Raw genomic sequence first — 12,555 nt, 5'->3', positions numbered from 1 at the left:
TTTTTCCAGTGTAACGATACTCCGCGGTGCGTTAATGGGGTTTATCTGAAAGTGCGGGGGGAAGTGCCGGGCAACGCAGCGGATGCCCGGGTGACGTTAATGAGATTTAAACCCTGCCGCCGTCATCAGCATACGGAAGAGCATGCTGACAGCCGCCAGCGCCAGTACGCTGCCGCCCCAGATAATGGCCAGCCAGAGTAATCTTTTCCAGACCGGTTGTTGCATCAGTGATATCCCTCCCCATGCTGAACTTTGCCGCGAAATACGTAGTAGCTCCAGAAGGTGTAGACCAGAATAACGGGAATGATCAACAGCGCGCCCACCAGCATAAAGCCCTGGCTTTGTGTCGGCGCGGCGGCCTGCCACAGGGTGATCGACGGCGGAATAATGTGCGGCCAGATGCTGATCCCAAGCCCACTAAAGCCGAGGAATATCAGCCCCAGCGTCAGGATAAACGGTCGGCTATGGCTGTCGGGATTGTTCAGGCAGCGCCACTGATACAGGCTAAAAATCACCACCAGGGCCGGGACAGGCAGCAGATAAAACAGGTTCGGCAGCGTAAACCAGCGCGCAGCGATGGCCGGGTGCGCCAGCGGCGTCCAGAGGCTGAGCGCCGCCATAAACGCCAGCAGCACGAGTAACAACGTTTTCGAGACCTCACGCATCCGCTGCTGCAGCGCGTTTTCGCTTTTCATCACCAGCCACGTAGAGCCTAACAGCGCATAGGCCACCACCAGGCCCGCGCCGCAAAACAGGTTAAATGCGGTAAACCAGTCAAAGGGCCCGCCGGTATAGGCCCGGCCGGTGACGGTAAAGCCGTTAATGACGGCACCCACCGTCACGCCCTGGGTAAACGTCGCCAGAATGGAACCGCCAATAAACGCCTTATCCCAGAAGGGGCGGTGCGCCGGGGTGGCTTTAAAGCGAAACTCAAACGCCACGCCGCGGAAAATAAGTCCGATCAGCATTAACGTCAGCGGAATGGTCAGGGCATCAACGATCACCGCATAGGCTAGCGGGAATGCGCCGAAGAGGGCGGCTCCGCCAAGCACCAGCCAGGTTTCATTTCCGTCCCAGACCGGCGCAACGCTGTTGACCATCACGTCGCGATCGTCGGCGTTTTGCGTTGCCGGGAACAGAATCCCTATCCCCAGATCAAAACCGTCCATCACGATATACATCAGCGTGGCGAAGACGATGATCACAAACCAGATAATGGAAAGATCGATACCCATTATGGCAGCTCCTTATGTTCAGCGGTGACGGCAGAAAGCGGGCGCGCCGGACGTCCGTCGGACTCGGTGGCGAAAGATTCATGCGGCTGCGGGCCTTTTCGGATGAGGCGCACCATGTAGCTGTAACCCACGCCGAATACCGAGGTGTAAACGACGAAGAAGGCCAGCAGGCTCACGCTCATATGCAGATCGCCATGGGCAGAAACCGCATCCTTCGTTCGCTGGAGTCCGTAGACCACCCACGGCTGGCGGCCCACTTCGGTAGTGATCCATCCGGCCAGAATCGCAATCAACCCGGAGGGCCCCATCAGCAGCGCAAACCACAGGAAAGGGCGGGAAGAATAAACGCGCTTTTTATAGCGCAGCCAGAGTGCCGCCACGCCAAGCAGCAGCATCAGCATGCCCAGGCCCGCCATAATGCGGAAAGACCAGAAGACGATGGTGGAATTCGGACGGTCTTCCTTCGGAAACTCTTTGAGTGCCGGAACCTGCTTATCCAGGCTGTGCGTCAGGATGAGGCTCCCCAGCGCCGGGATCTCCAGCCCAAAGCGGGTGCGCTCCTGTTCCATATCCGGCCAGCCAAACAGCAGCAGCGGGGTAGGCTCGCCCGGCGGATTTTCCCAGTGCCCTTCGATGGCGGCAATTTTCGCGGGTTGGTGCTTTAAGGTGTTCAGCCCGTGCATATCGCCCACCATGGCCTGGATGGGCGCGACGATCAGCGTCATCCACAGCGCCATTGAAAACATTGCGCGGATGGCGGGGGTATTATTGCCGCGCAGCAGGTGCCATGCCGCAGATGCGCCAACAAACAGGGCGCTGCTCAGGAACGCGGCTATCGACATATGCAGCAGGCGGTAAGGGAAGGAGGGGTTAAACACCACGGCGAACCAGTCCACCGGTACCACCTGGCCGTTGACGATCTCATAGCCCTGCGGGGTCTGCATCCAGCTGTTCGATGAGAGGATCCAGAAGGTAGAGATAATGGTGCCCAGCGCCACCATGCAGGTGGAAAAGAAGTGCAGTCCCGGCCCGACTTTATTCCAGCCGAACAGCATCACGCCGAGGAACCCGGCTTCGAGGAAGAAGGCGGTAAGCACTTCATAGGTCAGCAGCGGGCCGGTAATGCTGCCGGCAAACTGCGAAAAACCACTCCAGTTGGTGCCAAACTGGTAGGCCATCACCAGCCCGGAGACCACGCCCATGCCAAAGTTGACGGCAAAAATCTTCGACCAAAAATGGTACAGCGAGCGCCAGACCGGATTTTTTGTTTTCAGCCACAGGCCTTCGAGCACGGCAAGATAGCTGGCGAGACCAATGGTGATGGCCGGGAAAATAATGTGAAAGGATACGGTAAACGCAAACTGTATCCGCGCAAGGTGAAAAGCATCTAAACCAAACATGCACAGCCTCAATGTCAAACGGTGTGCTGTTATGGTATAGGGGCTAAAATCAGACTATCAGACGCAGAAAAACGATTTTTAACCATAACAGTTGGAGTAAAAACCCTGCTTTAGGCATCTGATATACTTCGCGGTTAGGGAATAAAAACACTCTTTTTATGAATTTTCCGCATAAAACTGCTTGCCTTGTCGTCAGCGCCGTGCGTTAATGGTCTTCTGGTTTTGAGTCCAAATAAATATCTGACGTAGTTTTATAAAGCAGTTCTCATCACGTTGTGCCTCTCCGCAGCCTCTCTTGGGTCTTTATCTACTTTCCGATTAGTTTTGTTTAAAACCATTATTGCCCAATCGGCCCATTAGTAATTTACGTTTTACGTTTCAGGAGAATCCTATGACTTCTTATATCCATTTTCGCTGCCCGTGCTGTCATGGCTCGCAGTACCGTACCTCAGTCTTTGATGTGTCTGAGAAAAACCCGCTCGGTGCGAAATGCATCTTTTGCAAATCGTCGATGATCACGCTCGACCACCTGGCCGCTGCGCGTCAGGCGCAAAGCCACATCACCGAGTACCGTAAGTAATTCATTTTCAAAACTATAACAGTTAGCTAAATCTTCTCTTTTTCTCCTGCTGATATACACTGTCAGTCATAAGGAGAATCTGATGAAAAAATACCAGCGTCTGGCGCAACAAATTATCTCGCAGATTGAGCTTGGCGTATGGCTGCCGGGCGATAAGCTGCCTTCCCTGCGAGAGCAGGTGGCGAGCAGCGGCATGAGTTTTATGACCGTTGGCCACGCGTATCAGATGCTGGAAAGTCAGGGGCGCATTGTCGCCAGACCGCAGTCGGGCTATTACGTTGCCTCGCGCCCGACCGCACAACAGCCTGCGCCACCCGCTCAGGTGATGCGTGACGAAGCGGTGGATATCAACACCTACATCTTCGAGGTCTTACAGGCCAGCCGCGACCCCTCCGTTGTCCCTTTTGCTTCCGCGTTTCCCGACCCCCGGCTTTTCCCGCTTCAGCAGCTCAACCGCTCGCTGGCAAACGTCAGCAAAACCGCGACGGCGATGAGCGTGATTGAAAACCTGCCGCCGGGTAACGTCGATCTCCGTCACGCCATTGCCCGCCGCTACGCGCAGCAGGGAATGAACATCTCCCCCGAAGAGATTGTGATCACCGCCGGCGCGCTCGAAGCGCTCAATCTCAGCCTGCAGGCGGTAACCGAGCCCGGCGACTGGGTGATTGTCGAAAACCCCTGTTTTTACGGCGCGCTGCAGGCGCTGGAACGCCTGAAGCTCAAAGCCTTGTCGATTGCAACGGACGTCCGCGAGGGGATCGATCTTAACGCCCTGGAGCAGGCGCTGAATGACTACCCGGTTAAAGCCTGCTGGATCATGACCAACAGCCAAAACCCGCTTGGCTTCACGCTGAGCGCGGAGAAAAAAGCGCAGCTTGTCGCGCTGTTAACGCAGCACAACGTCCCGCTGATTGAAGATGATGTCTACAGCGAGCTCTATTTTGGGCGTGAAAAGCCGCTCCCGGCGAAAGCCTGGGATCGTCAGGACATGACGCTCCACTGCTCGTCCTTTTCAAAATGTCTGGTGGCCGGTTTTCGCATCGGGTGGGTCGCGGCGGGAAAACACGCGCGGCGCATTCAGCAGCTGCAGCTGATGAGCACGCTCTCAACCAGCTCTCCCATGCAGCTGGCGCTGGTGGATTACCTGGCGACCAAGCGCTATGACGCCCATCTTCGCCGCCTGCGACGAACCCTGGCCGAGCGAAAACAGCAGGCCTGGCAGTCACTCCTGCGCCATATGCCTGCCGGCGTCAAAATTCACCATAACGACAGCGGCTACTTTTTATGGCTGGAACTTCCGGCGCCGCTGGATGCGGGACTTCTGAGCGAAAAGGCCCTAATGCACCACATCAGCATTGCCCCCGGAAAGATGTTTTCCACCTCTGACGCGTGGACGCCGTTCTTTCGTTTTAATACCTCGTGGGCCTGGGGAGAGCGGGAAGAGCAGGCGGTGGTTCAGTTAGGCAAATTAATTAGCAGCATGCTGGAATAATTTTCCTCACCCGCAATTAAATAATCATTTCTTATCCTGATGACGGCACGGCGAATATTTCGCGGTGCCGTATCATAGGAAATCTGCATACCGTCTCTCGCGGCTAACTCCTTGTCTATAATCCAGTTAACGGGGAATGCGCCCTCGGTCACACCTTGATGAAATTTCCTTAAGCCGCACGGTGCGGCGCATTTGCGCGGTCTACGTTTAATAAGGGAGATATTTTTACGGCACGGCTGCCGCTAAATTTCATTGCGACAGGAGTAATTCTTATGAGCAAAAAATTTGCCCGCAGCAGCCTGTGCGCGCTCGGCATGACTATCATGACAGCGCAAGCCGCAGAACCGCCGAAGGCCATTGGCGACGGGGAAGGACGGTTGGATATTATTGCCTGGCCGGGATACATCGAACGGGGGCAGACGGATAAAAACTATGACTGGGTCACCCAGTTTGAAAAAGAGACCGGTTGCGCGGTCAACGTCAAAACGGCGGCCACGTCGGATGAAATGGTCAGCCTGATGGCGAAAGGGGGATACGACCTGGTCACCGCGTCGGGTGATGCGTCGCTCCGCCTGATCATGGGTAAACGCGTTCAGCCGATTAACCCCGATCTCATCCCCAACTGGAAAACCCTCGATGCACGGATGGTGAAAGGAGAATGGTTTAACGTCGGCGGTAAAGTCTACGGCACGCCGTACCAGTGGGGGCCAAACCTGCTGATGTACAACACCAAAACCTTCCCGACGCCGCCGGACAGCTGGAGCGTGGTCTTTACCAAACAGGATCTGCCGGACGGTAAAACCAATCAGGGACGCGTTCAGGCCTATGACGGCCCGATTTACATCGCCGATGCGGCGCTCTTTGTCAAAGCCACTCAACCTCAGCTGGGGATCAAAGACCCGTATCAGCTCACTGAAGAACAGTATGCGGCCGTGCTCAAGGTGCTTCGCGATCAGCATGCCCTGATCCACCGCTACTGGCACGACACCACCGTTCAGATGAGCGACTTCAAAAATGAAGGCGTTGTGGCTTCCAGCGCCTGGCCGTATCAGGCAAATGCCCTGAAGGCCGAAAACCAGCCCGTAGCCACCGTCTTCCCGAAAGAGGGAGTAACCGGCTGGGCGGACACCACCATGCTGCACGCTCAGGCAAAACACCCGATGTGCGCCTACAAGTGGATGAACTGGTCGCTCACGCCAAAAGTGCAGGGCGATCTGGCCGCCTGGTTTGGCTCGCTGCCCGTCGTCCCGGAAGGGTGTAAGGCCAGCACGCTGCTGGGGGATAAAGGTTGCGAAACAAACGGCTATAACGAGTTCGACAAAATCATGTTCTGGAAAACCCCTATCGCAGAAGGCGGCAAATTTGTGCCTTACAGCCGCTGGACGCAGGATTACATCGCCATCATGGGTGGCCGTTAATCGCCGGGAGCAGAACATGACGTACGCGGTAGAGTTTAATAATGTTTCCCGCCTGTACGGCGACGTGCGGGCGGTGGACGGGGTCACCATTGCGATCCGTGACGGAGAGTTTTTCTCCATGCTGGGGCCTTCGGGCTCCGGCAAAACCACCTGCCTGCGCCTGATCGCCGGTTTTGAACAGCTGTCAGGCGGCACGATTTCTATCTTCGGCAAAGAGGCGAGCGAACTGCCGCCCTGGGAGCGGGACGTAAACACCGTGTTCCAGGACTACGCGCTATTTCCTCATATGTCGATCCTCGATAACGTCGCCTACGGGCTGATGGTAAAAGGCATCGATAAGAAAAAGCGCCATGCGCAGGCCCGTGACGCCCTGGAAAAAGTGGGCCTGAGTTTTGCCGTCGCCCGCAAACCGTCGCAACTTTCCGGCGGCCAGCGCCAGCGCGTCGCCATCGCCCGGGCGCTTGTCAATGAGCCGCGCGTCTTGCTGCTGGACGAGCCCTTAGGGGCGCTCGATCTCAAACTGCGTGAGCAGATGCAGTTCGAGCTGAAGAAACTTCAGCAGGAACTCGGCATCACCTTTATTTTCGTCACCCACGACCAGGGTGAAGCCCTTTCCATGTCCGACCGGGTGGCGGTATTCAATAACGGACGCATCGAGCAGGTGGATACCCCGCGCGATCTCTACATGCGGCCGCGCACGCCGTTTGTCGCCGGTTTTGTCGGCACGTCCAACGTTTTTGACGCGGCCCTTGCGCAGAAACTGTGCGGCATGGAAGGCGCTTATTCGCTGCGCCCGGAACATATTCGCCTTAACGAGAGCGGTGACGTTCAGGTTCAGGGATGCGTGCAGGCCGTTCAGTACCAGGGCGCCGCCACGCGTCTGGAGCTGAAACTTGCTGACGGCGCAAAACTGCTGGTGAGCCAGGCCAACCTCAGTGACGCCTCGCCGCTGAGCGGCGTTACGCCGGGGCAGGTCGTTATGGCGTCATGGTCGCGCGAGGCGATGATCCGCCTTCACGAGGAGAGGTGAAATGGATATGAGCGTTGCGCATCCTCCCGCCTCTCGCAGCGGCCTGAGCCGCCTGACGGCACTACTCTGGCGTAGGCCGTCGCTCGGGCTGTTCCTGCTTCTGCTTGCACCGCTGATGTGGTTCGGCATCGTCTATTTAGGATCGCTGCTGACCCTGCTGTGGCAGGGGTTTTACACCTTTGACGATTTCACCATGGCGGTCACGCCGGACCTGACCCTGGCGAACATTCAGGCGCTCTTTAACCCGGCAAACTACGACATCATCCTGCGCACGTTAACCATGGCGATTGCGGTGACCATCGCCAGCGCCATCCTGGCGTTCCCGATGGCCTGGTACATGGCGCGATACACCCGCGGCAAGTGGAAAGCGTTCTTCTATATCGCCGTGATGCTGCCGATGTGGGCGAGCTACATCGTCAAAGCCTATGCCTGGACGCTGCTGCTGGCGAAGGACGGCGTGGCGCAATGGTTTCTCAGCCACATGGGGCTGGAGCCGATCCTGACCTCGCTCCTTACGCTCCCGGCGATTGGCGGCAACACCTTGTCCACCTCCGGGCTGGGGCGGTTTCTGGTCTTCGTCTACATCTGGCTGCCGTTTATGATCCTGCCCGTCCAGGCGGCGCTGGAACGCCTGCCGGCTTCTTTACTGCAGGCCTCAGCCGACCTCGGCGCACGACCCCGACAGACCTTTCGCTACGTCGTTCTGCCGCTGGCGATCCCGGGTATTGCGGCGGGCTCGATATTCACCTTTTCCCTGACGCTGGGGGATTTCATTGTTCCCCAGCTGGTGGGGCCGCCGGGCTACTTCATCGGCAATATGGTCTATTCCCAGCAGGGGGCTATCGGCAATATGCCGATGGCCGCCGCGTTCACACTGGTTCCCATCGTGCTGATTTCTCTCTATCTGGCGCTCGTGAAGCGTCTGGGAGCATTCGATGCACTCTGAACGCGCACCGCTGTTCCTGAAAGTGGCAGCATGGGGAGGGGTTATCTTCCTGCACTTCCCGCTGCTGATTATCGCAACCTATGCCTTTAACACCGAAGACGCCGCCTTCAGCTTTCCGCCGCAGGGGCTGACGCTGAAGTGGTTTAGCGTGGCGGCGGGGCGTGGCGATATTATCGAATCCGTGACGTTGTCACTTCAAATTGCCGCGCTTTCCACCGCGATAGCCCTTGTGCTTGGCACGCTTGCTGCAGCGGCGCTGTGGCGAAGCGAGTTTTTTGGCAAGAATGCGATCTCACTGCTGCTGCTGTTGCCGATTGCGTTACCGGGGATCATCACCGGCCTGGCGCTGCTGACCGCATTCAAAACCATCAACCTTGAGCCGGGCTTTTTCACCATCGTGGTGGGACACGCCACCTTTTGCGTGGTGGTGGTGTTTAACAACGTGATTGCCCGGTTCAGACGCACCTCCTGGAGCCTGGTGGAAGCGTCGATGGATCTCGGGGCCGACGGGTGGCAAACCTTCCGCTACGTCGTGCTGCCCAATCTGGGTTCAGCGCTGCTGGCCGGGGGAATGCTGGCGTTTGCCCTGTCGTTTGACGAAATAATCGTCACAACGTTTACGGCGGGACACGAGCGCACGTTACCGCTGTGGCTGCTTAACCAGCTCGGGCGTCCGCGCGACGTACCGGTCACTAACGTCGTTGCACTGCTGGTGATGCTGGTGACAACCATCCCCATTCTGGGAGCCTGGTGGCTAACCCGCGACGGCGAGAACATTGCCGGCAGCGGGAAATAACATTGATTTCAACAGGACAATGCTATGCAAACACATCTGCTGATTAAGGGTGAACTGGTTGCCGGAGAAGGCGAGAAACAGCCGGTTTATAATCCGGCCACCGGAGAGGTACTGCTGGAAATTGCCGAAGCCTCGCTGGCCCAGGTCAACGCGGCGGTTGAGGCCGCTGACCAGGCTTTTACCGACTGGGGGCAGACCACGCCCAAAGCGCGCGCTGAGTGCCTGCTGAAGCTGGCTGACGCCATTGAGGCGCAGGGTGAAGAGTTTGCCCGGCTTGAGTCTCTCAACTGCGGCAAGCCGCTGCACTGCGCCCTCGGGGACGAAATTCCGGCGGTGGTCGACGTTTTCCGCTTCTTTGCCGGGGCGGCCCGCTGCCTGAACGGGCTGGCCGCCGGAGAGTATCTTGATGGCCACACGTCAATGATCCGCCGTGATCCGGTGGGCGTGGTTGCTTCTATCGCGCCGTGGAACTACCCGCTGATGATGGCCGCGTGGAAGCTCGCACCCGCGCTGGCCGCCGGAAACTGCGTGGTGATCAAACCCTCCGAAATTACGCCGCTGACGGCGCTGAAGCTGGCGGAGCTGGCAAAGGATATCTTCCCGGCGGGCGTGCTGAACGTGCTGTTCGGACGAGGCAAGACGGTAGGCGATCCGCTGACCGGGCATGAAAAGGTCCGCATGGTCTCGCTGACCGGTTCGATTGCGACCGGGGAACATATCATCGGCCATACGGCCTCCTCCATTAAACGCACCCACATGGAGCTGGGCGGTAAAGCGCCGGTTATCGTGTTTGATGATGCCGATCTGGATGCGGTTGTCGAAGGCGTGCGGACGTTTGGTTTCTACAATGCCGGGCAGGACTGTACGGCGGCCTGCCGTATTTATGCCCAGAAGGGAATTTATGCCCAACTGGTGGAAAAACTGGGCGCAGCGGTAGCCAGCCTCAAAATGGGCGCCCCGGAGGATGGGAATACCGAACTGGGACCGCTCAGCTCGGCGGCCCATCTTTCACGCGTCTGTCAGGCTGTCGACCAGGCGAAAGCACTCGGCCATGTTCGGGTCGTCACGGGCGGGAGCAAAAAAGAGGGGGCGGGCTACTACTTCCAGCCAACCCTGCTGGCGGGAGCAAAGCAGGATGATGCCATCGTTCAGCGCGAGGTGTTTGGCCCGGTGGTGAGCGTCACCGAGTTTGACGACGAGGCGCAGGTGCTGGCCTGGGCGAACGATTCACAGTACGGGCTGGCGTCGTCGGTCTGGACGAAAGACGTGGGCCGCGCCCATCGTCTGAGCGCGCGCCTGCAGTACGGCTGCACCTGGGTGAATACCCATTTTATGCTGGTGAGCGAAATGCCGCACGGCGGCATGAAATTATCCGGCTACGGAAAGGATATGTCGGTATACGGGCTCGAGGATTATACGGTTGTCCGGCATGTGATGATAAAACACTAAGCATCATGCCCGGCGGCCAGTACCGCCGGGCGTTTTCTTACCAGCCACAAACCTCATGCTCATTTTCCGTGTCGTAAGCGCGAACGGTATTCACCAGATCCTTCACCACGTCTGCGGCGACGTCCGGAATGAGCAACTCCATTGGGGCGTCTGTTTCATAGTCCACCGAGACGCCGTTGCTGTTGTTGGTCACGGTCACGGTGTACGTTGCTTTACCCACGCTGTTACTCCTTATGTGTATTAACCACTTTTCCGATACCTGCGCCCTGAAGCGTAACGTCAGGGTCGGCAAAAAAGTCGATATTGAAATACGTATCGTCAGTCAATAACTCAATGCGGTGCCATTTTTGCGGCGGTGAGATGCCAAACGATCCAGCTTCGATTACAAGCTCCAGATCCGGTTCTGTAGCGTCTGCATCCGGGAAGCCAAAATAGCGCACGGCGCCCTGCATCACGGACAAACGGCCGTAGACGCTGGCTTTCGTATTATGATGGGTGAAAAGGGCTTTTGGTGCCGTGTCTTTGTTCCAGAATGGCGTGGAGCGGGTATGAACAAAATTCTCAGGAATACGTAGCATAATGGTTTCCTCGTAAGTGCAAGCCACTTAAAGCGACCTCAGTACCTCGGGTTCGACGAAAAAGTCGATGTTGAACAGCGTGTCATCGGACATCACTTCGATGTGATGCCATTTCTCAGGCGGAAACACGCCGAAGTGGCCAGCCTTGATAATCAATGTGCTGTCAGGCTCGGGAGTCAATTCATCGGCATAGCCTAAGTAACGCACGGCACCCTGCACCACGGTCAGGCGAGGATAGACGCCCGGACGGGTACCCGTGTCGAGATGACGCTGAAAGATCCCGGCAGGCGCGGTGTTTTTATTCCAGAAAGGGGTGGAGCGGGTATGAATACAACTCGGCGGAATGCGCAGCATATTGCCTCCCATGAATGTCTGCCTTTATTAAACGCCTTTGCAAGATACAGCATTTATCAAAAAGTGCATTTAAGATGCATCTTATCAATAATAGTTATTCCTCGGCCTCCCGCTTTGTTACGTAAGATACTCAGTTGTTATTAGCCTTAATATTTAAGTGGTTATTGTGTAACGAAAAAACTTGATCTGTATCAACATATGGCGCATATTGCGTGCGGTTATTTTTTCGGCTCTGGTATCAAGAATGACGTTGTATCAAAAGATGTTGGTTTTTTACGCAATCATGGCTTCCATCTGCGCATTAATTACCTGGTTCCTCTCCAAAGACCGCAAACGTATCCGCCTGCTCAGCGCTTTTCTGGTGGGATCAACCTGGCCAATGAGCTTTCCCGTTGCGCTGCTGATCTCGCTTTTCTGAAGCACGCTTCCCGTTTTAAAAGATGAACGTAGCATTCCGGATGTGATGACTGTATAAATACACAGTGAGTCATAAAAGGAGTGCTTATGAACAGCTTTTACTCGCAGCAGGCCGGCTGCACCGTGCGCTGGCATGATTTACCCGGCACCGGCGATCCCGTGGTGTTCATTCACGGGCTGGGCTGCGCCGCTTCCTATGAATATCCCCGTGTCGTTTGTGACCCTCTTTTTGGCGCACGCAGAGCCATTCTCATCGATCTGCCCGGCAGCGGCTACAGCGACAAACCTCTGCACTACTCCTACCGAACAACTGACCAGGCTCGCGTCGTCGTGGAGCTGATTAACCATCTCAAGCTTGATGCCTTATGGCTTTATGGTCACAGCATGGGCGGCAGCATTGCTATCGAAACGGCGGGGCTGCTGGGCACCCGCGTTAAGGGACTGATGGTGTCAGAACCTAATTTTCACGCGGGCGGGGGCATGTTCAGCCGGTCTATTGCGGCACAAACCGAGCAACAGTTTCTGGAGCAGGGCTATGACGCCATGCTGCGGGCAGAAACCACGGCGTGGGCGGGGTGCCTGCAGAGCAATGCCCCTTATGCCGTCTGGCGCGGTGCATCGAGCCTGGTGGAGGGCGTTGAGCCAGAATGGGAGGCGCAGTTCCTGTCACTCACTTGCCCGGTGACGTTGATTTTCGGCGAGCTGTCGCTGCCTGATGACGACGTGGATAATCTGAAGCAGAAGGGCGTTGCGGTGAAAATTATCCCTGCGGCGGGGCACTCAATGTCCTGGGAAAATCCGTCTGCGCTGGCGCAGACGCTAGCGGACTGTATGGCCCGCACTGCTGCGGGTTAAAAAAT

15 protein-coding genes are annotated in these 12,555 nt (G+C 56.9%); 9 read left to right on the top strand and 6 right to left on the bottom strand.

The window, feature by feature from the left end; all coding sequences use genetic code 11:
* Window positions 1-96: 96 nt before the first annotated feature.
* The 3 genes from ACWHWP_RS12870 to ACWHWP_RS12860 are packed head-to-tail and all read right to left on the bottom strand — an operon-like array spanning window position 97 to window position 2,635.
* Complete coding sequence (locus ACWHWP_RS12870) at window positions 97-225, bottom strand: DUF2474 domain-containing protein (protein ID WP_008501283.1); 129 nt, start codon at window positions 223-225, stop codon at window positions 97-99.
* Window positions 225-1,235, bottom strand: a complete 1,011-nt coding sequence (cydB, locus tag ACWHWP_RS12865) for a cytochrome d ubiquinol oxidase subunit II (protein WP_447855759.1) — start codon at window positions 1,233-1,235, stop codon at window positions 225-227. Before cydB ends, ACWHWP_RS12870 begins: the two co-directional genes overlap by 1 nt.
* Window positions 1,235-2,635, bottom strand: a complete 1,401-nt coding sequence (locus ACWHWP_RS12860; protein ID WP_059309925.1) for a cytochrome ubiquinol oxidase subunit I — start codon at window positions 2,633-2,635, stop codon at window positions 1,235-1,237. The genes cydB and ACWHWP_RS12860 overlap by 1 nt, the downstream gene beginning before the upstream one ends.
* A 391-nt stretch (window positions 2,636-3,026) precedes the next feature.
* Here ACWHWP_RS12860 and ymcF point away from each other — a divergent pair, with 391 nt between their 5' ends.
* The 7 genes from ymcF (at window position 3,027) to patD (ending at window position 10,346) form a co-directional block, all read left to right on the top strand.
* Window positions 3,027-3,215, top strand: a complete 189-nt coding sequence (gene ymcF / locus ACWHWP_RS12855; protein WP_047348336.1) for a cold shock small protein YmcF — start codon at window positions 3,027-3,029, stop codon at window positions 3,213-3,215.
* Window positions 3,216-3,297: 82 nt separating this feature from the next.
* The gene (locus ACWHWP_RS12850) at window positions 3,298-4,707 is read left to right on the top strand and encodes an aminotransferase-like domain-containing protein (protein ID WP_063428355.1); all 1,410 of its coding nucleotides are present in this window, start codon (window positions 3,298-3,300) and stop codon (window positions 4,705-4,707) included.
* Between the two features lie 272 nt (window positions 4,708-4,979).
* Window positions 4,980-6,125 carry a putative ABC transporter substrate-binding protein YdcS gene (ydcS, locus tag ACWHWP_RS12845; RefSeq protein WP_059309927.1) on the top strand — a complete coding sequence of 382 codons (1,146 nt, stop codon included), beginning with the start codon at window positions 4,980-4,982 and terminating at the stop codon, window positions 6,123-6,125.
* Between the two features lie 16 nt (window positions 6,126-6,141).
* Window positions 6,142-7,155: an ABC transporter ATP-binding protein gene (locus tag ACWHWP_RS12840; protein ID WP_063428401.1), complete on the top strand. Its 1,014-nt coding sequence runs from the start codon at window positions 6,142-6,144 to the stop codon at window positions 7,153-7,155.
* 7 nt (window positions 7,156-7,162) lie between these two features.
* The gene (locus tag ACWHWP_RS12835; RefSeq protein WP_447856676.1) at window positions 7,163-8,101 is read left to right on the top strand and encodes an ABC transporter permease; all 939 of its coding nucleotides are present in this window, start codon (window positions 7,163-7,165) and stop codon (window positions 8,099-8,101) included.
* A complete protein-coding gene (locus tag ACWHWP_RS12830) occupies window positions 8,091-8,897 on the top strand; it encodes an ABC transporter permease (RefSeq protein WP_008501291.1) in 807 nt (268 codons plus the stop codon). The genes ACWHWP_RS12835 and ACWHWP_RS12830 overlap by 11 nt, the downstream gene beginning before the upstream one ends.
* A 24-nt stretch (window positions 8,898-8,921) precedes the next feature.
* Window positions 8,922-10,346, top strand: coding sequence for an aminobutyraldehyde dehydrogenase (gene patD / locus ACWHWP_RS12825; protein WP_447855758.1), 1,425 nt, complete (start codon window positions 8,922-8,924; stop codon window positions 10,344-10,346).
* A 37-nt stretch (window positions 10,347-10,383) separates the two neighbouring features.
* Here the strand turns inward: patD and ACWHWP_RS12820 are convergent, their stop codons facing one another.
* Genes ACWHWP_RS12820 through ACWHWP_RS12810 form a run of 3 tightly spaced genes read right to left on the bottom strand, consistent with a single transcriptional unit; the run spans window position 10,384 to window position 11,278 of the window.
* Window positions 10,384-10,566 (bottom strand): DUF1869 domain-containing protein, encoded by a 183-nt coding sequence (locus ACWHWP_RS12820; RefSeq protein ID WP_047348342.1) that lies wholly within the window; start codon window positions 10,564-10,566, stop codon window positions 10,384-10,386.
* Window positions 10,567-10,570: 4 nt separating this feature from the next.
* Window positions 10,571-10,924: a DUF1971 domain-containing protein gene (locus tag ACWHWP_RS12815; protein ID WP_063428347.1), complete on the bottom strand. Its 354-nt coding sequence runs from the start codon at window positions 10,922-10,924 to the stop codon at window positions 10,571-10,573.
* 27 nt (window positions 10,925-10,951) lie between these two features.
* On the bottom strand, window positions 10,952-11,278 hold the full coding sequence (locus ACWHWP_RS12810; RefSeq protein ID WP_063428399.1) for a DUF1971 domain-containing protein: 327 nt from the start codon (window positions 11,276-11,278) through the stop codon (window positions 10,952-10,954).
* A gap of 244 nt (window positions 11,279-11,522) precedes the next feature.
* On the opposite strand from ACWHWP_RS12810, the gene ACWHWP_RS12805 reads away from it, so the two are divergent.
* Together ACWHWP_RS12805 and ACWHWP_RS12800 are read left to right on the top strand one after the other, a co-directional pair.
* Window positions 11,523-11,696, top strand: a complete 174-nt coding sequence (locus ACWHWP_RS12805; protein ID WP_003856960.1) for a GhoT/OrtT family toxin — start codon at window positions 11,523-11,525, stop codon at window positions 11,694-11,696.
* Window positions 11,697-11,782: 86 nt separating this feature from the next.
* Window positions 11,783-12,550, top strand: coding sequence for an alpha/beta fold hydrolase (locus tag ACWHWP_RS12800; protein WP_447855757.1), 768 nt, complete (start codon window positions 11,783-11,785; stop codon window positions 12,548-12,550).
* The last annotated feature ends 5 nt before the right edge of the window (window positions 12,551-12,555 follow it).

This window comes from Enterobacter sp. WI-ESBL-E8 (genome assembly GCF_053364895.1).
Note: the sequence above shows the minus strand (reverse complement) of the source record. Positions and strands in the feature narration are given on the sequence as shown.

Excerpts from the sequence above, each read along its gene's own strand:
- ACWHWP_RS12830 (WP_008501291.1), top strand. The coding sequence starts at position 8,091 with ATGCACTCTGAACGCGCACCGCTGTTCCTGAAAGTGGCAGCATGGGGA.
- ymcF (WP_047348336.1), top strand. The coding sequence starts at position 3,027 with ATGACTTCTTATATCCATTTTCGCTGCCCGTGCTGTCATGGCTCGCAG.
- ACWHWP_RS12840 (WP_063428401.1), top strand. The coding sequence starts at position 6,142 with ATGACGTACGCGGTAGAGTTTAATAATGTTTCCCGCCTGTACGGCGAC.
- ACWHWP_RS12810 (WP_063428399.1), bottom strand. The coding sequence starts at position 11,278 with ATGCTGCGCATTCCGCCGAGTTGTATTCATACCCGCTCCACCCCTTTC.
- cydB (WP_447855759.1), bottom strand. The coding sequence starts at position 1,235 with ATGGGTATCGATCTTTCCATTATCTGGTTTGTGATCATCGTCTTCGCC.
- ydcS (WP_059309927.1), top strand. The coding sequence starts at position 4,980 with ATGAGCAAAAAATTTGCCCGCAGCAGCCTGTGCGCGCTCGGCATGACT.
- ACWHWP_RS12835 (WP_447856676.1), top strand. The coding sequence starts at position 7,163 with ATGAGCGTTGCGCATCCTCCCGCCTCTCGCAGCGGCCTGAGCCGCCTG.
- ACWHWP_RS12805 (WP_003856960.1), top strand. The coding sequence starts at position 11,523 with ATGACGTTGTATCAAAAGATGTTGGTTTTTTACGCAATCATGGCTTCC.
- patD (WP_447855758.1), top strand. The coding sequence starts at position 8,922 with ATGCAAACACATCTGCTGATTAAGGGTGAACTGGTTGCCGGAGAAGGC.
- ACWHWP_RS12815 (WP_063428347.1), bottom strand. The coding sequence starts at position 10,924 with ATGCTACGTATTCCTGAGAATTTTGTTCATACCCGCTCCACGCCATTC.
- ACWHWP_RS12850 (WP_063428355.1), top strand. The coding sequence starts at position 3,298 with ATGAAAAAATACCAGCGTCTGGCGCAACAAATTATCTCGCAGATTGAG.
- ACWHWP_RS12870 (WP_008501283.1), bottom strand. The coding sequence starts at position 225 with ATGCAACAACCGGTCTGGAAAAGATTACTCTGGCTGGCCATTATCTGG.
- ACWHWP_RS12860 (WP_059309925.1), bottom strand. The coding sequence starts at position 2,635 with ATGTTTGGTTTAGATGCTTTTCACCTTGCGCGGATACAGTTTGCGTTT.
- ACWHWP_RS12800 (WP_447855757.1), top strand. The coding sequence starts at position 11,783 with ATGAACAGCTTTTACTCGCAGCAGGCCGGCTGCACCGTGCGCTGGCAT.